This window comes from Nonomuraea sp. NPDC003560 (genome assembly GCF_042878785.1).
Taxonomy (GTDB): Bacteria; Actinomycetota; Actinomycetes; order Streptosporangiales; family Streptosporangiaceae; genus Nonomuraea.
This window is the reverse complement of sequence record NZ_JBIAOF010000004.1, coordinates 450,701-476,987: the sequence shown is the minus strand read 5'-3', so window position 1 is coordinate 476,987 and position 26,287 is coordinate 450,701. Positions and strand designations below refer to the sequence as shown.

Annotated in this window: 20 protein-coding genes and 1 pseudogene; 11 read left to right on the top strand and 10 right to left on the bottom strand. The window is 71.5% G+C overall.

Annotated elements, in window-relative coordinates; translation table 11 throughout:
• Positions 1-130 precede the first annotated feature (130 nt).
• Positions 131-1,414, bottom strand: a complete 1,284-nt coding sequence (locus ACFYUV_RS18380; protein WP_387669804.1) for an ABC transporter ATP-binding protein — start codon at positions 1,412-1,414, stop codon at positions 131-133.
• 231 nt (positions 1,415-1,645) lie between these two features.
• On the opposite strand from ACFYUV_RS18380, the gene ACFYUV_RS18375 reads away from it, so the two are divergent.
• The 4 genes from ACFYUV_RS18375 to ACFYUV_RS18360 all read left to right on the top strand — a co-directional run bounded on the left by ACFYUV_RS18375 (position 1,646) and on the right by ACFYUV_RS18360 (position 5,739).
• On the top strand, positions 1,646-3,115 hold the full coding sequence (locus ACFYUV_RS18375) for a glycoside hydrolase family 13 protein (protein WP_387669803.1): 1,470 nt from the start codon (positions 1,646-1,648) through the stop codon (positions 3,113-3,115).
• The gene (locus ACFYUV_RS18370) at positions 3,112-4,137 is read left to right on the top strand and encodes a LacI family DNA-binding transcriptional regulator (protein ID WP_352328468.1); all 1,026 of its coding nucleotides are present in this window, start codon (positions 3,112-3,114) and stop codon (positions 4,135-4,137) included. The genes ACFYUV_RS18375 and ACFYUV_RS18370 overlap by 4 nt, the downstream gene beginning before the upstream one ends.
• Positions 4,138-4,209: 72 nt before the next feature.
• The gene (locus tag ACFYUV_RS18365; RefSeq protein WP_387669801.1) at positions 4,210-5,088 is read left to right on the top strand and encodes a carbohydrate kinase family protein; all 879 of its coding nucleotides are present in this window, start codon (positions 4,210-4,212) and stop codon (positions 5,086-5,088) included.
• Positions 5,089-5,172: 84 nt separating this feature from the next.
• Positions 5,173-5,739 (top strand): signal peptidase II, encoded by a 567-nt coding sequence (locus tag ACFYUV_RS18360; protein ID WP_387669799.1) that lies wholly within the window; start codon positions 5,173-5,175, stop codon positions 5,737-5,739.
• 558 nt (positions 5,740-6,297) lie between these two features.
• On the opposite strand, the gene ACFYUV_RS18355 is transcribed toward ACFYUV_RS18360, so the two are convergent.
• Positions 6,298-7,656: a PQQ-dependent sugar dehydrogenase gene (locus ACFYUV_RS18355; RefSeq protein WP_387669798.1), complete on the bottom strand. Its 1,359-nt coding sequence runs from the start codon at positions 7,654-7,656 to the stop codon at positions 6,298-6,300.
• A gap of 229 nt (positions 7,657-7,885) precedes the next feature.
• On the opposite strand from ACFYUV_RS18355, the gene ACFYUV_RS18350 reads away from it, so the two are divergent.
• The 6 genes from ACFYUV_RS18350 (at position 7,886) to ACFYUV_RS18325 (ending at position 14,176) form a co-directional block, all read left to right on the top strand.
• Positions 7,886-8,491 (top strand): TetR/AcrR family transcriptional regulator, encoded by a 606-nt coding sequence (locus ACFYUV_RS18350; RefSeq protein WP_364333638.1) that lies wholly within the window; start codon positions 7,886-7,888, stop codon positions 8,489-8,491.
• A 302-nt stretch (positions 8,492-8,793) separates the two neighbouring features.
• A complete protein-coding gene (locus ACFYUV_RS18345) occupies positions 8,794-10,068 on the top strand; it encodes an MFS transporter (protein WP_387669797.1) in 1,275 nt (424 codons plus the stop codon).
• Between the two features lie 73 nt (positions 10,069-10,141).
• Positions 10,142-11,056, top strand: a complete 915-nt coding sequence (locus ACFYUV_RS18340) for a sugar kinase (protein ID WP_387669795.1) — start codon at positions 10,142-10,144, stop codon at positions 11,054-11,056.
• 863 nt (positions 11,057-11,919) lie between these two features.
• The gene (locus ACFYUV_RS18335; protein WP_387669793.1) at positions 11,920-12,540 is read left to right on the top strand and encodes a bifunctional 4-hydroxy-2-oxoglutarate aldolase/2-dehydro-3-deoxy-phosphogluconate aldolase; all 621 of its coding nucleotides are present in this window, start codon (positions 11,920-11,922) and stop codon (positions 12,538-12,540) included.
• Between the two features lie 2 nt (positions 12,541-12,542).
• Entirely contained in the window at positions 12,543-13,274 is a 732-nt protein-coding gene (locus ACFYUV_RS18330; protein WP_387669791.1) for a FadR/GntR family transcriptional regulator, read from the top strand.
• Positions 13,271-14,176 carry a D-isomer specific 2-hydroxyacid dehydrogenase family protein gene (locus ACFYUV_RS18325; protein ID WP_387669789.1) on the top strand — a complete coding sequence of 302 codons (906 nt, stop codon included), beginning with the start codon at positions 13,271-13,273 and terminating at the stop codon, positions 14,174-14,176. Before ACFYUV_RS18330 ends, ACFYUV_RS18325 begins: the two co-directional genes overlap by 4 nt.
• Before the next feature lie 299 nt (positions 14,177-14,475).
• Here the strand turns inward: ACFYUV_RS18325 and ACFYUV_RS18320 are convergent, their stop codons facing one another.
• From ACFYUV_RS18320 to zwf, 7 genes are all read right to left on the bottom strand, one after another.
• Positions 14,476-16,785, bottom strand: coding sequence for a protein kinase (locus ACFYUV_RS18320; RefSeq protein ID WP_387669788.1), 2,310 nt, complete (start codon positions 16,783-16,785; stop codon positions 14,476-14,478).
• A gap of 120 nt (positions 16,786-16,905) precedes the next feature.
• Positions 16,906-18,042 (bottom strand): cytochrome P450, encoded by a 1,137-nt coding sequence (locus tag ACFYUV_RS18315; protein ID WP_387669786.1) that lies wholly within the window; start codon positions 18,040-18,042, stop codon positions 16,906-16,908.
• A 212-nt stretch (positions 18,043-18,254) separates the two neighbouring features.
• Positions 18,255-19,037: an IclR family transcriptional regulator gene (locus tag ACFYUV_RS18310; protein WP_387669785.1), complete on the bottom strand. Its 783-nt coding sequence runs from the start codon at positions 19,035-19,037 to the stop codon at positions 18,255-18,257.
• Between the two features lie 315 nt (positions 19,038-19,352).
• Positions 19,353-19,967 carry a bifunctional 4-hydroxy-2-oxoglutarate aldolase/2-dehydro-3-deoxy-phosphogluconate aldolase gene (gene eda / locus ACFYUV_RS18305; protein WP_352351613.1) on the bottom strand — a complete coding sequence of 205 codons (615 nt, stop codon included), beginning with the start codon at positions 19,965-19,967 and terminating at the stop codon, positions 19,353-19,355.
• Between the two features lie 58 nt (positions 19,968-20,025).
• Positions 20,026-20,991, bottom strand: coding sequence for a glucokinase (gene glk, locus ACFYUV_RS18300; protein ID WP_387669784.1), 966 nt, complete (start codon positions 20,989-20,991; stop codon positions 20,026-20,028).
• Between the two features lie 88 nt (positions 20,992-21,079).
• The gene (gene edd, locus ACFYUV_RS18295) at positions 21,080-23,032 is read right to left on the bottom strand and encodes a phosphogluconate dehydratase (protein WP_387669782.1); all 1,953 of its coding nucleotides are present in this window, start codon (positions 23,030-23,032) and stop codon (positions 21,080-21,082) included.
• The gene (gene zwf, locus ACFYUV_RS18290) at positions 23,029-24,432 is read right to left on the bottom strand and encodes a glucose-6-phosphate dehydrogenase (RefSeq protein WP_387645503.1); all 1,404 of its coding nucleotides are present in this window, start codon (positions 24,430-24,432) and stop codon (positions 23,029-23,031) included. Before zwf ends, edd begins: the two co-directional genes overlap by 4 nt.
• 215 nt (positions 24,433-24,647) lie before the next feature.
• On the opposite strand from zwf, the gene ACFYUV_RS18285 reads away from it, so the two are divergent.
• On the top strand, positions 24,648-25,859 hold the full coding sequence (locus ACFYUV_RS18285) for an ROK family protein (RefSeq protein WP_387669781.1): 1,212 nt from the start codon (positions 24,648-24,650) through the stop codon (positions 25,857-25,859).
• Here the strand turns inward: ACFYUV_RS18285 and ACFYUV_RS18280 are convergent.
• Positions 25,856-26,287, bottom strand: a pseudogene (locus ACFYUV_RS18280) (ATP-binding cassette domain-containing protein); the annotation flags it as partial. The gene ACFYUV_RS18285 and the pseudogene ACFYUV_RS18280 sit on opposite strands and share 4 nt — an antisense overlap.

Below are 26,287 nucleotides of genomic sequence, written 5' to 3'. Positions count from 1 at the left end.
GGGGCATGGCGAAGGCCGGGCCCGCGCGGCACGGTGGGTGCGGCGCGAGTCCGGCGGGGCGTCAGGTCGGTGCGCTCGACGGTGGTGACGAGGGCGTCGGTACCGCTGTGCTTTCGAAGCGTGCCAGGGGTCAGCGGCGCGGCGGGTCGATGCGGGCGCCGTCCAGGGTGAAGATCATGAGACGGGACAGGTCCACCGCGACCTTCGCCGCGTCCCCCGCCCGCCACATCGGCCGGTTGCCCAGCCGGACGATCAGGTCGGAGCGGCGGTGGAAGCCGCTGCCCACGTTCTGGCCGACCTGCTCCTGCTCCTCGTGCTCCTGCGCGCGCTGCGAGAAGAGCCGCCGCACCATCCCGGTCAGCCCGCCCGCGCCGTCGCGCTCGCCGTTGAGGCGGGCGCGCGGGTCCGGCGGCTCGGGCACCGGCATCGCCGGCATGCCGCACTCCAGGTACGCCAGCCACTCGTGCCCGTGGTACTCCAGCGCCCGCACCCGCCCGTAGAAGGACGGCCCGTCATACGACTCCGGCACCGGCGCCAGCCCGTCGGGACGCATGCCGACCAGCACCTGCCCGCCCGTGTGCTGAGAGATCGCGTACGCCCTGGGATCGCTCCAGGGCATCGTGAGCCGGTGCGGGCCGAAGTCGAGCATGACGTACTGGTTCTGCGGCGTCCTGACACCGGCCGCCAACAGGTTCAACTGCTGGGAGTTGAGGAAGGCGGCCACGAACGCCGTCGCTGGATCGTTGTAAATCTGGGCCGGAGTGCCGACGTCCTGCAGGACACCACGATTCAGGATCGCGATCCGGTCGGCCAGGGTGAGCGCCTCGACCTGGTCGTGCGTGACATAGATCGTGGTGACCCCGAGCGACCTGACCAGCGCGGAGATCTCCATCCGCAGTTCGGTGCGCATGCCGGCGTCGAGGTTCGACAGCGGCTCGTCCATGAGGAACAGCTTCGGCTGCCGGACGATCGCCCGGCCCATCGCCACGCGCTGCCGCTGGCCGCCCGACAGGGTGCCGGGGCGGCGGTCGAGCGTCTCGTCGATGTGCAGCGCCTTCGACAGCTCGGTGACGCGGTCGCGCACCATCGCCGGGTCCGACTTGGCGATCTCCAGGGGGAAGGCGATGTTCCCGCGCACGGTCCGGTGCGGGTAGAGGGCGCCGTTCTGGAACACCATGGCCACGTCGCGGTCGCGCGGCGGCAGGTGGTTGGCGAGCTGGCCGTCCAGCCAGAGATCGCCTTCCGTGATCTCCTCCAGGCCGGCGATCATCCGCAGCAGCGTGGACTTGCCGCAACCGGAAGGACCGAGGAGGACGAGGAACTCGCCATCCTCGGCCTGCAGGCTCAGCCGGTCGACTGCCAGGTAGTCGCCCGGATACACCTTGGTCACTTTGTCGAGAACGACCGAGCTCATGGGCCCACACCTTGCGCGCGTGTCACCTGTGACGAGGCTGATTGAAGAGGTAGTACATCGCGCCTTAACGCTGGATGTCCACCCTTGACATAAAGAATCTCACCCGCAGGGGTTTCGGCCAGGGGTTTTAGGCGGCCGTATACCCATAAATCCGGATACGAGGTGCATGGAAGGGCTTGCGTAAACTTGCGGCAAGGGCTTTCATGGTGCGGGAAACCCGGGGGGAGATCCATGAACATGTGGTGGCGTGACGCCGTGATCTACCAGGTCTACGTGCGCAGTTTCGCCGACGGCAACGGCGACGGCGTCGGCGACCTGATAGGCGTGCGCGATCGCCTGCCGTATCTGGTCGAGCTGGGGGTGGACGCCGTCTGGCTGACGCCCTTCTACACCTCGCCGATGGCCGACTTCGGCTACGACGTGGCCGACTACCGGGACGTCGACCCGCTGTTCGGCTCCCTGGCCGACGCCAAGGCGCTCATCGACGAGGCCCACGGCCACGGCCTGCGCGTCATCGTGGACGTCGTGCCGAACCACACCTCGTCGGCGCACGCCTGGTTCCAGGCCGCGCTGCGCGGCGAGCGGCGCGATCGGTACATCTTCCGCGACCAGCCCAACGACTGGGAGTCGATCTTCGGCGGCCCGGCCTGGACGCAGGTCGAGGACGGCCAGTGGTACCTGCACCTGTTCGACCCCGCCCAGCCCGACCTCAACTGGGACGACGACGAGGTGCGCGGCGAGTTCGAGTCGATCCTGCGCTTCTGGCTCGACCTGGGCGTGGACGGCTTCCGCGTGGACGTGGCGCACGGCATGGTCAAACCGGCCGGCCTGCCCGACATCGGCCACCCGAACCAGACCAGGATGATCGGCCGCGAGCCGGTGCCGTACTTCGACAACGACGGCGTGCACGAGATCCACCGGGCCTGGCGGCGGGTGCTCGACTCCTACCCCGGCGAGCGCATCGGCGTCGCCGAGGCGTGGGCGCCCACCGCCGAACGCCTGGCCATGTACGTCCGGCCCGACGAGCTCCACCAGGCCTTCAACTTCCACTACCTGTTCACCCCGTGGGACGCCGCCGAGCTGCGCGCGGTGATCGACTCCTCGCTCGCCACGGCCGGCTCCGTGGGCGCGCCCACCACCTGGGTGTTGTCGAACCACGACGTCAAGCGGCACGTCACCCGCTACGGCAGCCTGGCCAGAGCCCGCGCCGCCGCGCTGCTGACCCTCGCGCTGCCCGGCTCGGCCTACGTCTACCAGGGCGAGGAGCTGGGCCTTCCCGAGGTGCTCGACCTGCCGGACGAGGTGTGCCAGGACCCGCAGCGGCTGCGCGACCCCGACAGCGGGCGGGACGGCTGCCGCGTGCCGCTGCCGTGGACCCGCGAGCTCGGCTGGCGCGACCCGTGGCTGCCGATCCCGGCCGACTGGGCGGACCTCAGCGTCCAGGCCCAGGACGGCGTCACGGGCTCCACCCTGGAGCTTTACCGCGCCGCACTGCGCCTGCGCCGCTCCCTGGACGGCGACCTGGTCTGGCACGACTCGCCCAAGGGCACACTGGTCTTCTCCCGCGGCGACGTGCTGTGCACCGTCAATCTGACCGGCGCGCCCGTCGACTTCGGCGTCGAGGGAGAGCTGCTGCTCGCCTCCGATGTCCCCGGAGCAGCCGATTCGGCCGCCTGGTGGAAAGTAAAGTGTGTTCCATGAACGGTCACGCTCGCCTAGCCGACATCGCCGCCCAGGCCGGGGTGAGTGAGGCCACGGTCAGCCGGGTGCTCAACGGCAAGCCCGGCGTCTCGGCAGGCACCCGGCAGGCGGTGATGACGGCCCTCGACCTGATGGGTTACGAGCGGCCGCCCCGCCTCAGGCAGCGCAGCAACGGGCTCATCGGGCTCGTCACGCCCGAGCTGGACAACCCGATCTTCCCGGCGTTCGCGCAGGCCATCGAGAAGGCGCTGACCCAGCACGGCTACACGCCCGTGCTGTGCACCCAGCTGCCCGGCGGCGCCCCTGAGGACGAGTTCACCGAGCTGCTGGTCGACCGCGGTGTCAGCGGCATCGTCTTCGTCTCCGGCCTGCACGCCGACACCACCGCCCGGATGGACCGCTACACCCGTCTGATCGACCGCGGCCTGCCGATCGTGCTGGTCGACGGCTACAGCGAGCACATCGACGCGCCCTTCATCTCGCCCGACGACCGTCTCGCGGCGCGGCTGGCCGTCCAGCACCTGGTCGACCTCGGCCACGAACGCGTCGGGCTCGCGCTCGGGCCGCGCCGGTTCGTCCCGGTGATCAGGAAGATCGAGGGCTACAAGCAGGCGATGGCCCACCTGCTCGGCGCCACCGACGTCGACGACCTGATCTCCCACTCGCTGTTCTCGGTCGAGGGCGGGCAGGCCGCCGCCGCGCAGCTGCTGGCCCGCGGCTGCACCGGGATCGTGTGCGCGAGCGACCTGATGGCGCTCGGGGCGATCCGCGCCTGCCGGCAGAAGGGGCTGGCGGTGCCGGGCGACGTGTCGGTGGTCGGGTTCGACGACTCGCCGCTGATCGCGTTCACCGACCCGCCGCTCACCACCGTGCGCAAGCCGATCGGGGCGATGGCCTCGGCCGCCGTGCAGACGCTGCTGGAGGAGGTCAGCGGCGCGCCGGCCAAGCACGTCGAGCTGATCTTCCAGCCGGAGCTGGTCGTGCGCGGCTCCACCGGTTCCGGTCCGCTGGTCAACCGCTGATCCCGGACGCTCTCTGTGAAAGGCTCCCGGACGCTCTCTGTGAAAGGCTCTCTGTGAAAGGCCGACCCACCGATGACGCCTGACGTGCTGGTCCTCGGCGGCGCCGGGGTGGACACCACTGTCTACGTGCCCGAGCTGCCTCTGCCGTACCAGGACACCTACCACGTGCCGCCCGTCGTCGACCGCGTCGGCAACACCGGGGCCGGGGTCGCCCTCGGCTGCCACGCGCTCGGGCTCGGCGTCGCCTTCGCCGACCTCGTCGGCGACGACCCGCAGGGCGCGCTGATCAGGCACGCCCTGCGCGACATCGACTGCAGGTGGGGGGTGGCGCAGGCGGGCACCCGGCGCAGCGTGCTGCTCGTCGGCCCCGACGGGCGGCGCACCTCCCTGCACGACCCCAAGGTCACGCCGGGGGAGCGGCTGCCCCGCGAGCTGTACGCCGGTTTGCGCCCCAGGCACGCGCACATCTCGATCATGGACTTCTGCCGCCACGTCTACCCCCACCTCGACGGCGTCCCCATCTCCACCGACCTGCACGACTGGGACGGCGTCGCCGATTACCAGAAGGACTTCGCCTACGGCTCCGACCTGGTGTTCCTGTCGGCCACCGCGCTGGCCGACCCGGCGGCCACGATGCGCGACATCCTCGCCGAGGGGCGCGCCCACACGGTCGTCTGCACGCGGGGCGCGGACGGCTGCCTCGTCCTGACCCGCGACTCGGCCGACGTACGCGCCTTTCCCGCCGCGCCCCTGCCCGGCCCGGTGGCCGACAGCAACGGCGCGGGCGACGCCTTCGTCTCCGGCTTCCTGTACGGCCTCCTGAACGGCCGGACGATCCCCGAGTGCGTCGCACTGGGCGCGGTCGCCGGTGCGCACGCGTGCACGGTCGAGGGCACTCACGAATCCCCGATCACCGAGAAACTGCTGCTCAGCAGGGCGTCCCAGCCCTGAGTGAGCGTGGCCGCCCCGAGTGAGCGTGGCCGTGACCAAGGTTCGGTAGATTCGGGGCGAGAAGCCATGGATTGTGAGGCAAGAGTGTCGGACGAACGCGGCCCGCAGGAGACCAGCCGGGGAAGGCGGCCTCGCGCGTGGATGATCGTGCTGGCCGCGGTGGTGCTCCTGGTCGATCAGGCGTCCAAGTTCTGGGCGATGTCGGCTTTGTCCAGTGGTGAGGAGATCACCGTGATCCCGCGGCTGCTCTCGTTGCGGCTGCTGCTCAACCCCGGCGCCGCGTTCTCCCTGGGGGAAGGCGTGACCTGGGTGTTCGCGCTGGCCGCCGCCGGGGCGGTCGCCGGCATCCTGTACGCGTCCCGGCGGCTGCGTTCGCCGGCCTGGGGGGTGGGGTTGGGCGCGCTGCTCGGCGGGGCCACCTCCCACCTGCTCGACCGCCTCTTCCGCCCGCCCGCGTTCGCCCAGGGGCACGTGGTGGACTTCATCGACTACGGCGGGTTGTTCGTCGGCAACGTCGCCGACATCGCCCTGACGGGCGGGTGTGCGCTGCTGTTCCTGCTCAGCGTCCGCGGGATCCCACTGGGGGACGCTTCCGGCGAGGAACGCCTGTCCTCGACGCCTCCGGCGTCCTCGGGGTCCTCGGCCGCCTGATCGAACGGCCGGAGGCCGGACGGCGATGGACCGCCGCCCGGCCCCCGCCACTACGCGAAGGCCCTGCGCTTGACGGAGGCCCCTGCGCTTGACGGAGGCCCCTGCGCTTGACGGAGGCCCCTGCGCCTGACCGAGGCCCTGCGCCTGATGGAGGCCCATGCGTCTGGTGGAGGAGACCGGCTGGCAGGAGGCTCTCACCGCAGCCCTGTGCAACGCCGGCGCCACGTACGCGACCTGGGCATGCTTCGCGAGGCCGTCGATCACCTGGAACGCGCCCTCATGCTTCGCGAGGCCGTCGAACACCTCGAACGGGCCCTCATGCTGAACGAGGGCCATCGCCCACACCCTGGCCCAGGCCGTCAATCTGGGCAACCTCAGCTGCCTCTACCTGGAGGTGGGACCTCTCCGCCACGCCGAGGCCAGTTTGAACCGCTCGCTGGCCCTGTGCCGCGAGCTGGAGCGCCGGGCCAGCGAGGCGAACGGCCTGGCGATCATGGGCAAGGTCCTGCACGGCGTGGACCGGCTGCCCGAGGCCCGCGACATCCTCCTGCCCGCGGGTCACGATCGGGGCGTGATGTGCCAGATGGTGTTTCCTGCGTCGTCTGCGACCAGTAGGCGGCCGTTCTTGCCTGTGATCACGCCGACCGGCCGGCCGTACGTGGTGCTCTCGTCGGGGGCCGGTTTGAATCCGGTCAGGAAGTCCTGGGGCTTGGCGCTGGGCATGCCGTTCTTGAAGGGGACGTACACGACCTTGTAGCCGACCGGATCGCCGCGGTTCCAGGAGCCGTGTTCGGTGATGAAGGCGCCGCCACGGTAGGCCTCGGCGAACGTGGGGCTCTCGGAGAAGGCCAGACCGAGGGGAGCCGTGTGAGCGCCGAGGGCGTAGTCGGGGCGGAGCGCCCGAGCCACCATCTCGGGACGCCGTGGCTGGACCCGCTCGTCTACGTGCTGCCCCCAATAACTCCAGGGCCAGCCGTAGAAGTCACCAGGGCGTACACGTGTGAAGTAATCAGGTGCGGCATCGTCGCCCAGAAGATCGCGTTCGTTGACGACTGTCCAGAGTGTCCTGGACTGCGGTTCGAGGGCCAGGCCATTGGGGTTTCTGAGGCCGGAAGCCAGGATGCGCTCACCGCTGCCGTCAGGGTTGATCTCCAGGATGGCGGCGCGCCGTTGTTCGGCATCCAGGCCATGTTCGCCCGCGTTGCTGGACGAGCCAACCGTGACGTAGAGCTTGGTGCCGTCAGGGGCGGCGAACAGGTTACGGGTCCAGTGGTTGTTGTAGCCGCCGGCCGGCAGGTCGAGGATCTTCTTCCCAGCGGTCGTGACCCGGGTTTCGCCCAGCTTGTACGGAAATCGCCAGACGCCGTCCGTGCCCGCGACGTAGAAGGCCGCCTGGGTGCCATTCGGGGCCGCCGGGCCGAGCGAGTACGGGGCGGACGCGGCCAACAGTGCCATCCCGAACGGCTGGTTGAGGTTCTCCAAGAACACGCTGCGGAAGTCGGCCACGCCGTCGCCGTCGGTGTCGCGCAGCAGCGTGATCCGGTTGGCGCTGCGTTCGGTGGTGGAGCCGTCGTTGCGACGCAGCCAGTAGAACAGCCCCATGATCGGGGACTCCGGGTCCTTGGGCAGGGTGGCCGACTCGGCCACGAGCACATCGCCGTTGGGCAACTCGTAGAGCCAGCGAGGATGCTCCAACTCGCCCGCGAACCGCGTGACCATGAACCCGGCCGGTGCCTTCGGCGCTCTGCCGGAGGGCCAGCCGACCACGTCGGGGGCGTTGACCTTGGGGATGGGGAACGTCTCGCGTTCCCCGAGCTGGGGCTCGGAGCCCAGGTGGGCGGCTGTCTGGGGGGCTCCGCCCCGGTTCACCGCGTAGGCCGCGCCGGCCACCGCGAGGACCATGAGCAGGAGCAGCACAAGCAGGGCTCGCATCAGGATCCGGCGTCTTGGGCGGCGCGGGGCCGTCGCCGGCGCTGTCACTTTGGATGTCGTGGACACGGGGTGTCTCCCAGTGAGCGGCTGACCATGGATGGATGACCGGAGGGCACGTAAGAGCGGCAGCCGGGGATGCTCTCTCCTCGGATAAGCTGTGCTGAGTTAACGGCCGTTAGATTTCTAACATGTGTTAAGCGCGAGGTCAATTCTGATGCTCACCCGTCACAAGATCCTGGAAGCCGGCCTGGAGGTCCTCGAGGCGGACGGCGCTCACGGGATCAGCATGCGTAAGCTGGCCAAACGTCTCGATGTGACGGCGACGGCGATCTATCACTACTTCGACGGGCGCGAGTCGCTGCTGGAGGCCATCGTGGACGAGGTGTGCAGCAAGATCGTCTCCCAGGCCCCTCGTGAAGGGGGATGGAAGGATCAGCTTCGCGGGCTCATGGCCTCGATGGTCAGGCAGTCGCTGGAGCATCCCCGAGCCTCGGTCTGGTCCATCACCACATACGCCCGGCGCGCGCCCGTGATGAGCCTCCACGAGGCCATCTTCGGGATCCTCTTGGATGCGGGCTTCCCTCCTGACCAGGCGGATCACGTGAAGGGGGCGGTGCTGCGCGTGTGCGTCGGGCATCTCGTCCTGCACGAGGCCGCCGCGCGGGACTGGACCGAGCTGCCCGCCGACAGGTATCCGCACTATCACGCCGTCGAGGCCGCCCGCCTGCGGGCCGATCAGGTTGAACACTTCAAGTTCGCGCTCGACGCCGTCCTCGCCGGGTTGCCCGACCCCAGCGATGAAGGTGAATCCCCTGCTTGACGGCCTTCGGGGCATGCCCTTGCGCAATGTGGCTGCCCAGCGAAACCGGTAGCCGCACGAGTTAACGAGTGTTAGAGTTCTGCTCGGCTCCGCATCCAGCCGGGCGGAGTCAGGGGGCGTCCCGATGAGGGGAGGCGTGACCATGGCCGGAGGTTTCCCGCTGGGGGAGGAGGCCGGAGGTGGTTCGAGGCGCGGGCGCGGGGTAAGGCAACCGTTGGCGCGGCCGCGACCCAGGAACGCCTTCGAGGTGCAGCGTGACCGAGAGCAGCAGCGGATTAACGACCGTCGAGCACAGAGCCCAAGTGCGCAAGGCCGCGACGGCCAGCGTGGTCGGCACCGCCATCGAGTGGTACGACTTCTTCCTCTACAACACGGCCGCCGCTGTGGTCTTCGCCGAGGTCTTCTTCCCGAAGTCCACGCCGTACGCGGGCACGCTCGCGGCCTTCGCGACCAACGCCGTGGGCTTCGCGGCCCGGCCCGTGGGCGCGGCGATCTTCGGACATTGGGGCGACCGCATCGGCAGGAAGGCGACACTCATCGTCACCCTTCTGACGATGGGCGTGGCCAGTGCGCTCATCGGAGTGCTGCCGGGCACCGACAGCATCGGCATCGCCGCGCCGATCATCCTGGTGGTCCTGCGCGTCCTGCAGGGCATCGCGGTGGGCGGCGAGTGGAGCGGGTCGGTGCTGCTGTCGATGGAGTGGGGCGACCAGCGCAGGCGCGGGCTCATGGCGAGCTGGCCACAGGTGGGCGTGCCCATCGGGCTGATCCTCGGCACCGGCGCGATGTCGCTGCTGGCCGCCACGACGGGCGACACCTTCAAGGACTGGGGGTGGCGGGTGCCGTTCGTGGCCAGCTTGGCGCTGGTGGCGGTCGGCCTGTGGGTGCGGCTGAAGGTGCTGGAGACCCCGATGTTCGCGCGGGTGCTGGAACGGCGGCAGGTGGTCAGGCTCCCGGTCGTCGAGGTGCTGCGCCGGCACCCGAAGGAGGTGGTGCTCAGCGCGTTGCTGCGTGTGTCGGAGCAGATGCCGTTCTACCTCTACACGACGTTCGCCATCACGTACGTGACCCAGCAGCTCGGCCTGTCCCGGACGGTCGCGCTGTCGGCGGTGACGTGCGCGGCGGCGGTGGAGTTGGTCGCGATCCCGTTCTTCGGGCACCTGAGCGACCGTGTCGGCCGGCGGCTCGTCTACGCGACCGGAGCAGCGCTGTTGGCGGTGGTGGCGTTCCCGTACTTCGTGCTGCTCAACACCGGCGTCGTGCTGGTGGTCTTCCTGACGATCATGATTACGCAGATCCAGCACGCCATGGAGTACGGCCCGCAGGCCTCGCTCATCGCCGAGAGCTTCCCGACCAGCCTCAGGTACGGCGGCGCGGGACTCGGCTATCAGCTCGCCTCGATCATCGCCGGCGGCCCCGCGCCGCTGATCGCGACATGGTTGTTGCACGACTACGGCTGGCAGGCGATAGCGATCTTCATGATCGTCGGTGCGGTCGTCGGGTTCGCCGCCGCGCTGGCTCTGCCCGACCGATCCAGGATCGACATCTCCCAGCCCTCCTCCTACAAGACGACCTGAGTGATCCTTCTCTTGTCCTTCATGACGTGATAGCACCGTTGACGGATCCGGAACGACAGGAGATGGGCGAGTCATGAGCGTCGTGGTGTGCGGTGAGGCCATGCTTCTGATGCTGGCCGAGCCCGGCATCCCGTTGGAGCGTGCCACGGTGTTCCGTCGCTCCATCGCGGGCGCGGAGTCGAACGTGGCCGCGGGGCTCGCCAGACTGGGCCATGACGTGCGCTGGCTCGGCCGGGTCGGCGCTGACCCGGCGGGCCGGGCGGTCCTGTCCATGCTCAGAGCTGAGGGGGTCGACACCCGGCACGCGGTCATCGACCCCGGTGCGCCGACCGGGCTGCTGGTGCGCGACAGTCATCCTTTCCGGGCCATCGACGTGCAGTACTACCGTTCCGGGGCCGCCGCGTCCAGGTTGAGGCCGGATGAGCTGACGCCGGAGATGGTGAACGGTGCGAAGATCGTCCACGTCACGGGCATCACTCCGATGTTGTCGGATTCCGCGCACCTGGCGACCCTGCGGCTGCTGGAGTTGGCCGGGCAGGCCGGAGCGCTCGTCTCCATCGACCCGAACATCCGATACAAGCTGGGCGAACCCGCGGCGTGGCGCGAGCGGGTGGCGCCGCTCCTGTCCAGGGCGGACGTAGTGCTGGCCGGCGAGGACGAACTCGACCTGCTCCACGTCGACCCGGCGACGCTGCCCGGCCTCACCGTGGTCAAGCACCGGGACAAGTCCGCCACGTGCGCAGGGCTGCGGCAGGAGGCGTTCACGGTGCCGGTGACCGATCCCGTGGGAGCAGGGGACGGCTTCGCCGCCGGGTTCCTGTCGGGGATGTTGCGCGGTGAGTCGTACGAGGTGTGCCTGCGCGAGGCGGCGGCGGTGGCGGCGCTCGTCGTCCAGTGCGCCGACGACACCGACGGCCTTCCGGACCGGCCGGGCCTGGATCGTGCCTTGGCCGCCTTCACGGGGCACGCCGAAACGGTCCATCGATAGCCCGCGAACCAGCCGAAGATTCTCCGCCGCCAAGAGCGCGATCACTACCGAAGAACCGCCACTGCTGATCACTGATTCATCGAAGTCGTTTGCTACCAACCACGAGCCTGTCGAAGGCGGTCGAGTACGGAGCTCGAGGCCGTCCACGCCGGAGGTTCGTGACGCTGATGTCGGTCTGCTGATGATGTACATGGCGACGGGGGCCTGCGCTAACTGGCCTCTCCCGCCGTATGAGCCCGTTGAGGACGAGCGAAGGTGAATTGCGAGTCTGCTGGAGGGGTTTGTCTGGATAGGTGAGGTCGCCATGTCGGTCGCCTCGACGAACGGGGGATCCGAAGACGGTATGCCGAAGGCGAAGAGCCCGTGGAGGGCTGCTGGTTCGAAGAGGGTGCATGCGGAAGCGGCCATCGAAGGATGCGAGCTTCGGGCGAAGGAACCTTTCCGGGTTGAGGCGACTGAAGGACATTTCGACGGTGGACCGGCAAGTGCGGTGCAGGCAGGTTCACCTGAGGGTGGCCATGCGAGAGGCAGTCCGTTCGTGGGGTGACGAGGTCGGGGCTGCGGCGGGCATGTGAGAGGCGGTCCGTCCGGAAGCCGACGATGTCCGGCGGAGGCGGTCCGTCCGGGAGCCGACGATTTTGGGCTGAGGCGGGCATGCGTGAGGCGGTCCGTTCGTGGGTTCACGAGGTCGGAGCTGAGGTGGGCATGCGAGAAATGAGTCCGTCCATGAGCTGACGAGGTCGGGATGAAGGCGGTTCGGGGGAGGCGGGCCGGGCGTTGGGTGGCCAGGCGGGGATCGTGCGTCACCACGGAGGGCGGCTCGCCGTAGCTGTTCGCCGGTGAGGAAACCTAGGAAGGAAGTCATGTACCGCTGGGAGATCGTCCAGGCTGTCACAGAGCAACGCGTGTTCGGCATCGTCAGGGCCGCCACGCCCGAGGCGGCCCTGACGTCGGCCGAGGCCGTGCTGGATGCCGGGTTGCGTGCCGTCGAGGTCGCGCTCACCACGCCCCGCGCCCTCAGCGCCGTGGCGAGGCTCACCGAGCAGCGGCCCGACGCCCTGGTCGGGGCGGGGACCGTCCTCGACCCGGCCGCCGCCAGGGCCGCTGTGGAGGCCGGCGCGCGCTTCCTGGTCTCACCCAACCTGGACCCTGAGGTGATCCGCGCCGGGCACCGCTACGGCGTCCCGGTCTTCCCGGGCGTGGCGACCCCGACCGAGATCGTTCGTGCCCTGGAAGAGGGGGCGGACGCAGTCAAGATCTTTCCGGCGTCGGGCGTATCACCCGCCTGGCTGCGCGACGTGCGGGCTGCCCTTCCGCAGGCGCCGGCGATTCCCACCGGCGGCGTGACCGTGGACGATGCGCCCGAGTGGATCGCGGCCGGCGCCGTGGCCTGCGGCATGGGATCGGCGCTGACTTCGGGCGGTCCGGGTGCCGCGGTTGAACGGGTTGCGGCGCTGCTGGCCGGGCTGGCGGGGGCCCGATGAGCGTGGAGACACTACGAGGCCTGCATGGGCAGGTGCTCGACGCGGTCGGCAGGTCGCTGGCGGGCGGGGAGATCCGTGCGGGGCAGGTGTTGCGGCTGGAGGACGTCCAGGAGCGGTACGGGGTTTCCCGGACCGTCGCGCGCGAGGCCGTCCGCGTGTTGGAGTCGAAGCGCGTGGTCACCAGCCGTCCTCGTGTCGGGGTCACCGTACGGCCGATGAGCGCCTGGAACCTCTATGATCCCCAGGTGATCCGCTGGCGGCTGGCCTCGCCGGGGCGTGAGGCGCAGCTGCGTGAGCTGGCCGAGCTGCGCGCCGCGGTCGAGCCTGCCGCCGCCGCGCTCGCCGCGTCCAGGCCCGACCTCCGCGTGCCGGACGAGCTCGCCACCCACGCCCGTGCCATGGACGCCGCCGCTCGTGAGGGTGACAGCCAGGCCTACGTCACGGCAGACGCCGCCTTCCACCGGGTGCTGCTGACCGCGTCGTGCAACGGCATGTTCGCCCAGCTCGCCGAGGTGACCGAAGTGCTGCTCGAAGCCAGACGCGACCTGCTGCTCCTGCCCGAACGCCTGGAGACGACCGCCATCGGACTCCACCACGAGATCGCCGAAGCGGTTGCCGCCGGGCGGGCTGCCGAGGCGGCGCAGGCCGCCGCGGACATCGTCGGACGGGCCCGCGACGAGGTCGAGCAGATCCTGGCAGACAGCCGAGAGCACGTCACGGAGGTACCCCGATGAGCGTCGCCGTCCACGTCGGCCCTGAGCCGGTCCCCATGTTGGTCGACGCCGTACGGCGGTCGGGCGGCAGCGTCGTGCCGCTGGAGGAGGCCGAGGCGATCGTCTACTACGGGCGCGGCGGCCCCGAGGAGCTGCGGTCCATGATCCATGACGGCATCCGGTGGGTGCAGCTGCCCGCGGCGGGCGTCGAGCGGTACGCCGAGGCCGGAGTGATCACTGAGGAGCCCGTCTTCACCGCCGCCACCGGCTCCTACGGTGTGCCCGTCGCCGAGCACGCGCTCGCGCTCATGCTGGCCGCGGCCCGCAACCTGCCCCGGCTGGCCAGGGCCACAGAGTGGGGGAGGAACGAGTCGAGGGAGTTCGCCGGCTCGACGGTCGCGATCATCGGCTGTGGAGGCATCGGGCGGGCGCTCATCAGGATGCTGGAGCCGTTCGGCTGTCCGGTGATCGCGGTCACCGACAGCGGCCGTGCGCCCGGTGCGCACCGGATACTGCCTCGTGCCCGTTATCAGGAGGCGCTGCCGGAGGCCGCGTACGTCGTCCTCGCCGCTGCGACCACGCCGAGCACCAAGGGGATGATCGGTGCTCCCGAGCTTGACCTGATGCGTACGGACGCCTGGCTGGTCAACATCGCCCGGGGTGCGCTCGTCGTGACCGATGACCTGGTGACGGCGCTGCGCGAGGGACGGATCGGTGGTGCCGCACTGGACGTCACCGACCCGGAGCCGCTGCCGTCCGGGCACCCGTTGTGGCACATGGACAATGTCCTGATCACGCCGCACACGGCGAACCCGCCGTCGTCCTATTGGCGCGGCCTGGCTGAACGCGTGGCCGCGAACGTGCGCCACTTCGCCGACGGCGCCCCGATGGAAGGGGTGGTGTCGCCGGAGCAGGGGTTCTGAGGGGGAAGAGCCTGGGAATCATCGGAACGGGGGAGTGCCCTTGTCGCGAGCCGTGCCTTTTGTCCGGAGTCCCGCGGCGACGACGTGCCTTCTCATCCGGAGTCCTGCCTTTTCGAGTGACACCGCCAACAGACCATGGCCCTGATGGAGCCTGATTGAGAGGGCTTGGCTTGGGGCTGCTGGCCGGTGCTGGGTGGTGAGGGGGGCGGTCCAGGGCGGCGTTTTGCCGGGATGTGAGGGTTGGTTCTTGGTTGGCCCACGGGCTACTTGGGCTCTGGCGGTCAGATCTGAGTCGCTGGTTAGCTCAGGGCTACTCGGGCTCCGGCGCTCAGGCCGGAGTCATGTACTTCGAGGCCCGCCGGCTCGGCGCTTTTCGGCAGGTCGAACACCAGCGTGCCGATGAAGGACTGGCTGGGGGCGATGCGGACCGGGGTGATCTCCGTGCCGCTCTTGTCCAGGAGCTTGCTGCCGCCGTGCAGAGCCTCGTCCTCGTCGATCAGCTTCTGCTGGCCGGGGTAGAGGACGCGGGCGTCGGGGCCGACGTTGTTCACCTTCACCGTGACCTGGCAGGTACGGCGGGAGGCGGACTTCGCTGGCTTGGGGCACTTTGTGCCGGTTACCGCGAACTTCAGCTTTCCGTCTTGTACCGGGCCCTCCTCGCCTACGGCGGGGGAGCGGAAGATCCAGGCCAGGGTGGCCAGGAGCACCACGAACAGGACGATCACGATCACCAGCGCGGTCATGCAGCCGGTGAACACGCCGCGCTTGCGGCGCGGAGGCGGGTACCCGGGCAGCGGTCCCTGGCCCGTGGTGTGCGGCGGTAGGGGGGCCTGGCCGGTGGTCTGGTGGTGGGGGAGCGGGATGTTCCCGGTCCGGTCCACGGGAGGCGGCATCTGCGGCGCGCGAGGTGCCGGGTGCTCCGTGGGGGCGGGCATGGGCGGGCGAGGGCCCGTGCGTTCGGCCGGGGAGGGCATCTGCGGCGGACGCGGTCCGGTGCGCTCGGCGGGCGACGGCATGGGGGACTGCTGCCCAGGGTGCTCCATGCCCGAAGGCATGGGGGGCCGCTGCCCCATGTGCTCTGCGGCGGCGGGCATGGGCGGGCGGGGGCCGGTGCGTTCGGCCGGGGAGGGCATGTGTGGTGGGCGCATGCCGGTGTGCTCGGTCGCCGGAGGCATCTGGGCGGCGTGGGGTGCCGCGGGGTCGGCTGTGGACGGAGTCTGCGATGTGCCTGGCCCTGGGTGGTCCGCCGGGATGGGCATGGGCGGGCGGGGGCCCGTGCGCTCGGCCGGGGAGGGCGCGTGCGGTGGACGCGGGCCCGTGCGCTCGGCGGAAGGCGGCATCGCGGAGCCCGCCCCCGTGCGTTCGGCTGTGGGTGGCAGCGGAGGGTGGGATCCCGTGCGTTCGGGTGCGGGGGGCATCGGAACGGCGGATCCCGTGCGTTCGGCAGCGGGGGGCATGGGGGAGCGGGACCCCGTCCGGTCGGGGGACGGGGGCATCGGGGGGCGAGAACCCGGCGCAGAGGGCATCGGAGGGCGAGGGCCCGTGCGTTCCGCAGGCGGAAGCAGATGGGGGGAGCCCGTGCGTTCCGCGGGTGAGGGCTGGTGCGGAGGCCCCGTGCGTTCCGCGGGTGAGGGCAGGTGCGGAGGCCCCGTGCGTTCCGCGGGTGAGGGCGGGTGCGGGGGGCCCGTGCGTTCGGCGGGTGGGGGCGTGTGGCCGAGGGGGCGGAACTCCGAGGGGTTCCATGCATTCGTCAGGTGTTCGGTGGCCGCCAGCTGGGCTGCGGGCTCGTCGGCCGCGCCGACCAGTTCCAGCAGGAGCTGCTTGGCCGCGGGCCGGCGCGCGGGGTCGGGGTGGATGGCCGCGGCGACCAGCCGGTCCAGGGGGGCGGGCAGGCCGCGCAGGTCCGGTGGCGCGGTACGGGCCCGCGCCGCCATCACGTACGCGTCCCCCTCACCGAACGGATGCCCGCCGAGCCCCGCGTACGCGATCAGCGAGCCCCAGGCGAACACGTCGCCGGCCGGGCTGGTGTGCCCCTCGAAGACCTGCTCGGGAGCGATCCAGCCGGGCGTGCCCATCACCATGCCGGCGTTCGTGTGCCGGGACGCGACGTGCGTGGAGCGCGCCAAGCCGAAGTCGATCACGCGCGGCCCGGCCAGCGTCAGCATGACGTTGGCCGGCTTGAGGTCGCGGTGGACCAGCCCCGCGGCGTGGATGGCGGTCAGCGCCGCCGCCACGCCCACGGCCGCCGAGTGCAGCACCGACGGCGGCAGCGCGCCGTGCTCGATCAGCTGGTCTTCCAGCGAGATGCCGTCGATGTACTCGGTGACCAGGTAGAGCACCCCGCGGTCCTCGCCGTGGTCGAGCACCCGCGCGGTGCAGAACGAGGCCACCTTGCGCGCGTTGGACACCTCTTCGTGGAAACGCGCCCGGTAGACCGGGTCGGCCGTGAAGTCACGCCTGATGGCCTTGAGCGCCACCTTGACCCCGTCGGCGCCCCTGGCGAGGTAGACGGTGCCCATGCCCCCCGAGCCGAGACGGCTCAACAGCTCGTAGGGGCCGATCGCCGGCGGATCCTCAGGCTTCAGCGGAGTGCCTGCCGAGCGCCCCACGGTCGCCGTCCTCTCGCCGTCGTCATCCCGTCGCAAACCGAACCGTTTCTTCCGCCGGTACGCCTTTTTCCACCCCAGACTCTAACGGAGAAGCCGCCGCCCGGTGGCGACGAAGCCCGGTCAGCTCTGGCCCGGACGCCGCTTCAGCGGGCGCATCGTCACCCGCAGGCGGGCGGCGTTGAGCGTCTGGGGCAGCGGGCGGTGCGGGGACAGCGGCCGGCCGGTCGCCTTCGGGCGGGCCGAGGCCAGGATCCCGCCCAGGAAGGCCGTGCCGACGCCCAGCATCAGGTGCACGCCGTCGCAGCGCGGCAGGGCCCACCATTCGCCGGCGGCGGTGCCGTCGAGCCAGATCTCGGGGGCGAAGGAATCGGCGTAGTGCAGGCGGGGGCTGCGCTGGTGGGGGGCGAACGGGAGGATCACGTGGGTGCCGGCGGGCACCGGGACGCCGTACCAGTCGGTCTCCTCGGTGGTGAGGCGGGACAGGGCCGGGACCGGCGGCCACAGGCGCAGGCCCTCGCGCAGGCAGGCGCGCAGGTAGTCGGGGTCGGCGCGGGCGCACTTGCGCTGGACCGGGTAGGTGGCCAGCAGGGCGAGGGTGCGCATGAGGCTGGCGGCGGTCACGCTGAAGCCGAGCAGCCAGAACGCCGCCTGTCGCAGGCCGCGCGCCTCCGGGCCGCTGGTCTCGGCGAGCAGACCGGCGAGGGTGCCGGGCTCGGCGCGACGCAGATGGTCGAGGATGCGGGCGTCGTAGCGGCCGGAAAGGATCTCCTGGCGGCGTCTGGCCCGCCCCCTGCCTGCCCGTCTGACCTGGGCGAGCAGGGCGCTCAGCTCCTCGTCGCCGGCCGCGCCCGCGCCGTAGACGCACCGCCGCGCCACCCGCTGCCAGCACGACTCCAGCCGGGCGTAGTCGACGACGCCGTCCGTCAGCGCGGCCGCCTCCTGCCGGGCCACCTCCGCGAACGCCGGCCGCAGCACGTCGTAGGGCAGGCCGGCGGCCCGTTCGCGCACGGTGGGGACGAAGGCGGGCTCGGACAACACGCGTTCGGCGTCCCGCTGGGACAGCACCACCAGCGCCGTGCGGCGCGGGCCGCGGACGAGCACCGGACGGCCGCCGTACCGGACGTGCAGGCCGGTCAGCAGGGCGCGGGAGCGCAGCAGGTCGAGGCCGGCCGTCGCGTGCGGCGTGCCCGGCGGCAGGAGGGCGCCGGCCAGGCGCAGGGTCTCCAGCACCGTGGCCCTGTGCAGGCCTCTAGGCACGCGTGGCCTCCCCGTCTCCGGCCGGCGCCCGCGTGCCTGAGGTCGTCCGGGCCTGATCTGGCGGGGTCGCGGGCGCCTCCTCGGTGGCCGGGACGGGAAGGAAATCCATGGGGTCATGCGATCGCCCGTCCGTCGGGTGCGCAAGCGGGGGTCTCGCTGGGCGGAACGTTTTCGGGACGCGTCCCGTGGAGCGTTCCAGGGGCCGGAACACGTCAGGCCACCACCAGCGCGGCCGAGATCGCCTGCGCCGCACCGCGTACGGTGAGGCCCAGCCGGGCCAGCGGCGCGGACGGGCCCGGCGCCGCCACCCCCACCGACATGCACACGCCGCCGCCCGGCCCGAACACCGGCGCGGCCACGCACGACACGCCCTCGGTGTACTCCTCCTGGGCGTAGGCCACGCCGTACCGGCGGACCTGGGCCAGCTCCCGCTCCAGCGTGGCCACGCCGGTGATCGTGCGGCTGGTCAGCCGCTCGAAGCCGCCCCGCCCGAGCACCTCCTCGCGCAGCCCGGTGTCGAAGGCCAGCAGCGCCTTGCCGGTCGCCGTGCAGTGCAGCGGCGCCAGGTCGGTGCCGTCGGAGCGGGACCGGACGCGGTCGTGGCCGTACAGGCGCTCGACGTAGCGGGCCTCCAGGCCGGCGGTCACGGCCAGGTTGACGGTCTGGCGGGTGGTCTCCTGCAGGCAGAGCAGGTACGGCAGGACCACCCGCCGCGACCCGGGGATGCGGTTGCGGGCGATGCCGGCCATCGTCTCCAGCTGCCGGCCGGGCAGGTAGCCGGTGCCCACGCGGCGGGCCAGCTCGCGCGCGCACAACACGCCCAGGATCCGGTGGGCCGTGGACTTGGGCAGGCCCGTGCTCCGGCTGAGCTGGGCCAGGCTGACCGGCCGGGGCGCGGCGCTCAGCGCCAGGAGGATGTCGATGCCCCGCTCCAGGCTCCCGATCGGCGTCACCGGGCGCGTGAGGTCTTCCTGACGGGCCGTTTCCAGCGGCATGGTGCTCCCTTTCGCTCTCCGAGGAGCGGATGGGGCTTCCCGGGGCTGCGGCTTGGCATTCCTTGCCCTACCCCGCCGTCACGCGTCCGAATACCCGGTTCGGCGCAGGCTGATGATCTCCGAGTGCCTGGAAAGGGCCAGTTCAGCGGGGGTTCTGGGAGAAAGGTCCAGAGTTGCGGCATATGCGCCCACCAGCCGCGCGCCGTCGTTGACGCGCACCCGTTCACGAGTGAGAGAAGGCGCGCGGCGACGCCAAGGCCCACCACCCGTGAACGAGCGCAGGAAAGCCCAGGGCCGCCGTGGCGGCCCTGGAAGCTACCGGGGCAGTGCCGCCGCGGCGGCGGCGAGCTTCTCCACGCGGGCCCAGTCGCCCGCGGCCAGCGCGTCGGCGGGGGTGAGCCAGCTGCCGCCCACGCAGCCCACGTTCGGCAGCCGCAGGTAGTCGGCGGCGCTCTCGGCCCGGATCCCGCCGGTCGGGCAGAAACGCACGTCCGGCAGCGGCCCGGCCAGCGACTTCAGGTAGGCGACGCCGCCCGCCGCCTCGGCCGGGAAGAACTTCAGCTCCTTGATGCCGCGCTCGGCCAGCGCCATCACCTCCGAGACGGTCGCCGCGCCCGGCAGGTACGGCACGCCGCTGGACTCCAGCGCCTCCACCAGCGACAACGTCGTGCCCGGCGAGACCAGGAACCGGGAACCGGCCGCCACGGCCGCCGAGATGTCGGCGGTGGTGCGGATCGTGCCCGCGCCGACCGTGGCCCCCGGCACCTCCGCGGCGATCCGCTCGATCGCTCCGAGCGCGGCCGGCGTGCGCAGCGTCACCTCGATGACGGGCAGCCCGCCCGCCACGAGAGCCTCGGCCATCGGCACGGCGGTCGCCACGTCGTCGATCACCACGACGGGGATCACGGGGGCGAGGTCGAGCAAGCTCATCAGAGTCTTCTCCTCATCGGCCGGGGTCACGGCCGTCTAGTGGTGATCAGGGTGGGCCTCAGCCCACGAGTTCGGTGGTGGCCCGCGCGCGCAGCCAGGCGGCCGCGCCGGTGAGCGCCGGCTGGGGCGCGACGATCAGCGTGGTGGCGATCGCCTCCAGGTATCCGGGCATGTCGGGGTTGCCGACGAACCGGGCACGGAACCCGCTGGTCCGCACCCGTTCCACGATACGGGGCAGCACTCCGCCGCCCAGGTAGACCCCACCCCTGGCGCCCAGGGTGAGCGCCACGTTCCCGGCGAAGCTGCCCAGCATCTCGCAGAACACCTCGACGGTCTCCGCGCAGAGCGAGTCGTCGAGCCGGGCCACGATGTCGGAGGCGTTCAGGTCGGGCGCGCTCACGCCGTTGACCTTGGCCAGCGCCCGGTGCAGGCGTACCAGGCCGGGGCCGGACAGCAGGTGCTCGGCCACGACGTGCGGCAGCCCCTCGGCCTGCAGCACCCGGACGATCTCCAGCTCGCGCCGGTCGATCACCGGCACCGTGACGTGCCCGCCCTCGCCCGGGACGGGCGTCCAGCCCCGGTCCGTGGGCACGAGCCCGCCGACGCCGAGCCCGGTCCCGGGGCCCAGCACGGCCTTGACGCCGTGGGAGGGCTCGGGCCCGCCCAGGGACACCAGGTCGGGGCCCTCCAGGTGGGGCAGCGACACGGCCAGGGCCTCGAAGTCGTTGAGCAGCACCGCGTACGGGATGCCCAGGTCGCGTACGGACCCGGCCCACGCCGAGTTCGTCAGCCGGTAGCGGTCGCCGTCGATCGGCCCGGCCAGCGCCAGGCACGCCGCGCCCGGCCGCGCCCCGCCCGCGTGCTCGGCGAGATAGGCGTCGACGGCGTCGGGCAGCGTGGGGTAGGCGGAGCCGGCCAGCACCGCGACGTTCGACGGCCGGGCCTGCGGCGAGGTGACCAGCCCGAACCGGGCGTTGGTCCCCCCGATGTCGGCGACCAGCCAGGGAAGGTCAAAGGCACTCATCCCACACCTCCGATGCTCACGCCTCCGATGCCCACGACGACGGGGCCAAGATCGTACGCCGTCGTCACCGGAAGGATGCCACGGACGCTCACCGGCCCAGCCCGGCGGCCCGCGTGCCCACGGGCGCGCCGCTCTCCAGGTGCGAGGCGCCCGCCTCGGCGGGGAAGCCCAGCCCGGGGCCGTGGTGCGGCGACTCGGCGCCGCTCACCCCGAAGATCCCGGCGCCCTGCTCGGCGTGCCCGGCCATGCGGCGGAACGTGGCGAACAGCTCGCGTCCCGTGCCGACCCACTCCGCGTCGCTCAGCGGCCGGCCCTCGGGCGTGCGCCGGGCCAGCTCCTCGGCGGGCACCAGCAGCTCCAGCGTCCCGGCGGCCGAGTCGAGCCTGATCACGTCGCCCTCGCGGACGATCGCGATCGGCCCGCCGTCGGCGGCCTCGGGCGACAGGTGGATGGCCGCGGGAACCTTGCCCGACGCGCCCGACATGCGGCCGTCGGTGACGATCGCCACCCGCTGCCCGCGGTCGAGCAGCACCGCCATCGGCGGCGTGAGCTTGTGCAGCTCGGGCATGCCGTTGGCGCTGGGGCCCTGGTAGCGGATGACGGCCACGAAGTCCTGCCCGTCCAGCTCGCCGGTCTCGAAGGCGCGCAGCAGGTCGAGCTGGTCGTCGAACACCTTGGCCGGGGCCTCGATCACCAGGTGCTCCGGCTTGACCGCCGACACCTTGCTGACGGCCCGGCCGAGGTTGCCCTCGACCATGTGGATCCCGCCGTCGGCCGAGAACGGCTCGGCGACCGGGCGCAGCACGTCGCGGTCCTTGCTGCCGCCGGTGACCGGCTCCCAGACCAGCTCGCCGTCCACCAGCGAGGGCGCCTCGCGGTAGCGGTCGAGGCCGGGGCCGGCGACGGTCAGCACGTCGCCGTGGAGCAGGCCCTCGTCCAGCAGGTCGCCGATGAGCACCTGCATGCCGCCGGCGTCGCGGAAGTGGTTCACGTCCGCCTGACCGTTGGGGTAGATCTTGGTCAGCGACGGCACGACGCGCGACAGGCAGGCCAGGTCGTCCCAGGTCAGCACGATGCCCGCGGCGGCGGCCATGGCGACCAGGTGCAGCGTGTGGTTGGTGGAGCCGCCGGTGGCCAGCAGCGCTACGCAGGCGTTCACGATCGACTTCTCGTCCACCAGCTCGCCGATCGGCGTGTACTCCGGACCGTGGGCGGTGATCTCCACCGCGCGGCGGCCGGCCGCCTCGGTCAGGGCGTGCCGCAGCTCGGTGTGCGGGTTGACGAACGTCGAGCCGGGCAGATGCAGGCCCATGACCTCCATCAGCGCCTGGTTGGAGTTGGCGGTGCCGTAGAAGGTGCAGGTGCCGGGGGAGTGGTAGGACTCGGCCTCGGCGTCCAGCAGCTCCGCCCGTCCGACCTTGCCCTCGGCGAAGAGCTGGCGGGTGCGCGCCTTGACCTTGTTCGGCAGGCCGGAGGTCATCGGCCCGGCCGGCACGAAGATCGCCGGCAGGTGCCCGAAGTGCAGCGCCCCGATGAACAGGCCCGGCACGATCTTGTCGCAGACGCCCAGCAGCAGCGACGAGTCGAACATGTCGTGCGACAGCGCGATGGCGGCCGCCATGGCGATCACGTCGCGGCTGTAGAGGGACAGCTCCATGCCGGCGCGGCCCTGCGTGATGCCGTCGCACATCGCGGGCACGCCGCCGGCGACCTGCGCCACGCCGCCCGCCCTGCGCACCGCGGCCTTCAGCTCGGGCGGGTAGGTCTCGTACGGCTGGTGGGCGGAGAGCATGTCGTTGTAGCTGGTCACGATGGCCACGCCGGGCTTGGCAGCGCTCCCGGCACCGCGCAAGATCAGCTTGTCCTCATCGGAGGCGGCGGCGAACCCGTGCGCCAGGTTCGCGCAGCCCAGGTGGGCGCGCGCCGGGCCCTTGGCCCGCGCCGCCTCGCCGTCGCGCCGGATCCGCGCCAGGTAGGCGGTACGGCTGGCCGCGCTGCGCTCGGCGATCCGATCGGTGATCTCCTGGATGACGGAATTCACAGGTCTTCCTCCTCGTGCCAGGCGCGACCGCTGCGGCCGAGCAGTTCGTGGGCCCCGGCGGGGCCGGTGGTTCCTGCGGGGTAGGGCTCGGGCAGGTCGGCGGAGGACTCCCAGGCCGCCAGGATCGGATCGATCCAGCGCCAGGCCGCCTCCACCTCGTCACGCCGCATGAACAGCGTCGGGTTGCCCGCCAGTACGTCGGTCAGCAGCCGCTCGTAGGCCTCCGGCACCCGCGCGGTGAACGTCTTGCCGAAGCTGAGCGACAGCGGCACCGGCTTCAGCGTCACCTCGCCCGCGCCCGGCTCCTTGGCCATGATGTGCAGCTCGATGCCCTCCTCGGGCTGCAGCCGCAGCACCAGGCGGTTCGGCGTGCCGCCGGGGAAGATGGAGTGCGGCACGTCCTTGAACTGCACCACGATCTCCGACCGCCGGTACGGCATGCGCTTGCCGGTCCGCAGGTAGAACGGCACCCCCGCCCAGCGCCAGTTCTTGATCTCGGCCCGGATCGCGGTGAACGTCTCCACCCGCCGCGAGGCCTCTGTCGTCGGCGTGGAGGCGGGCTCGTCCAGGTAGGACGGCATGCCGCCGGCCTCTGTGTACTGGCCGCGCACGGTGAACCGGTCCACCTCGGTCCCCACGATCGGCCGCAGCGACTGCAGCACCTTGACCTTCTCGTCCCGGATGGACTCGCGGTCGTTGCGCGACGGCGGCTCCATCGCGGTCAGCGTGAGCAGCTGGAGCAGGTGGTTCTGCACCATGTCGCGCAGCGCGCCGGCGTGGTCGTAGTAGCCGCGCCGTCCCGGCGTGCCGACGGTCTCGGCGGCGGTGATCTGGACGTGGTCGATCCACAACGAGTTCCAGATCGGCTCCAGGAAGGCGTTGGCAAAGCGCAGCACCAGCAGGTTCTGCACCGTCTCCTTGCCCAGGTAGTGGTCGATGCGGAAGATCTGGCGCTCGTCGAAGATGGCGCCGACCTCGTCGTTGATCCGCTGGGCGCTGGGCAGGTCGCGGCCGAGCGGCTTCTCCAGCACCACCCGCGACAGCGGGGTGACCAGGCCGGCCTCCTCCAGCTCGCGGCAGAAGGGGCCGAACGTCATCGGCGGGCTGGCCAGGTAGAACACCCGGTCGCGCTGCTCGTGACCGGCCAGCAGCCTGGTCAGCGCGCCCCAGCCCGACTTGTCCTCGCCGCCGACGTCCACCGAGACGTGGTGCAGGCGGCCCAGGAAGCGCTGCCAGACGGCGGGATCGTCCACGGGGACCTGGTCGCGTACCTCGGCGTCCACCTTGCCGCGGAAGTCGGCGTCGGTCAGCCCGCCCCGGGACATGGCGATGACGCGGGTCTCGGGGGACAGCCGGCCGTCCCTGTCGCTGTGGTAGAGCGCCGGGATCAGCTTGCGCATGGACAGGTCGCCGGTGCCGCCGAAGACGACGAGATCGGCGGTATGGGCGGGGCTGGCGGTCGAGAGGGGGGACAAGGCGAAGCTCCGTTGATCTACCAAGCAAGGACAGAACGGACACTAACGAGAGTTTGGGTCGTGCACAAGCAGGGTTTTGGCATCTGAGATGAAAAAGTCTTCACTTTTCATTACCGAAGCCCATGTGATTCACTTAGCCGATGCCTCGACGTACCGCCGCGACCCTCGCCACGAGTGGCGAGGTGCTCCGCCTCATCCGCACGGGTGAGGCCGTCACGCGCGCCGACCTCGGCCGCGTGACCGGTCTGTCGCGCCCGGCGGTGCAACTGCGCGTCGGCGAGCTGCTCGACCGCGGCCTGGTCGTCGAGCGCACCGACGCCCCCTCGACCGGCGGGCGGCCGCCGGTCCGGCTGGAGTTCAACGCCGGGGGCGGCGTCGTCCTGGTCGCCGCGCTGGGCGCGAGCCGCACCCGGGTCGCGGTCTGCGACCTGGCCGGGCGCGAGCTGGCCGGCCGCGACTTCTTCATCGACGTCGAGCAGGGCCCCGACGTCGTGCTCCCGCTGCTCATGGACACCTGGGACGAGCTGCTCGGCGACCGCCCCGGCTCCTGCGTCAGGGGCGTCGGCATGGGCGTGCCCGCCACCGTCGAGTTCGCCCACGGCCGCACCGAGAGCGCCCGGGTGATGGCCTCCTGGACCGGCGTGGTCATCCCGCCGATCATCCGCGAGCGGTTCCCCGTGCCGGTGCTCGTCGACAACGACGTCAACGTGCTGGCCATCGGCGAGCACCGCGGCGCCTACCCCGACCTCGGCGACCTGATGTTCGTGAAGGTCTCCACCCGCATCGGCGCGGGCGTGATCGCCGGCGGCGAGATCCTGCGCGGCGCGCTCGGCGCGGCCGGCGAGATCGGCCACATCCCCGTGCTCGACGGCGGCGGCGTGTTGTGCCGCTGCGGCAACACCGACTGCGTCGACTCCGTCGCCAGCGGCACCGCGCTGCTGCGCGACCTGCGCGAGGCGGGCAAGGACGTCGGCACCATCGCCGACGTGACCGCCCTGGTGCGCGCGGGCGACGCCGAGACGATGGCCATCGTGCGCACGGCCGGCCGCCGCATCGGCGAGGTGCTGGCCGGGGCGGTCAACATCCTCAACCCCTCGGTCGTGGTGCTCGGCGGCGACATGGCCGAGGCGTTCGGCCCGCTGGTGTCGAGCATCCGCGAGGTCGTCTACCGCCGCTCCACCGCCCTGGCCACCCGGCGGCTGCGCATCGAGCCGAGCCGGCTCGGCGCGGGCGCGGGCATCAGCGGCTGCGCGGTGATGGTGCTCGACCACGTGCTCTCGCCCGAGGCGGTCGACGAGACGATGACGGTCTCGACGCTGCGCCGCGAGCGCGGCCTGGCCGGCGCCGGCTAGAGGTCCCAGCGAGGTTCGGGGCTCTCCCGCACCACGCCGTCCGCGCCGAAGATCAGGTGGCGGTCCAGGTCGTCGGCGAACCAGCGGTCGTGCGTGACCGCCGGCACCGTTCCCGCGAAGCCGTTCAGGCCCTCCTGCAACGCCTGCGCGCTGGCCAGGTCGAGATTGTCGGTCGGCTCGTCGAGCAGCAGCAGCGTCGCCCCCGACAGCTCCAGCCGCAGGATCTGCAGCCGCGCCTGCTGGCCGCCGGACAACGTCTCGAACCGCTGCCCGCCGGCCGGCGCCAGCTCGTAGCGGGCCAGCGCGGCCATGGCGTCGTTCCTGGTCAGCGCGAACGTCTCCGCCACCAGCTCGCCGATGGGCCGTCCGTGCAGGTCGGGCCGCAGGTGGGTCTGCGCGAAGTGGCCGGGGACGACGCGGGCGCCCAT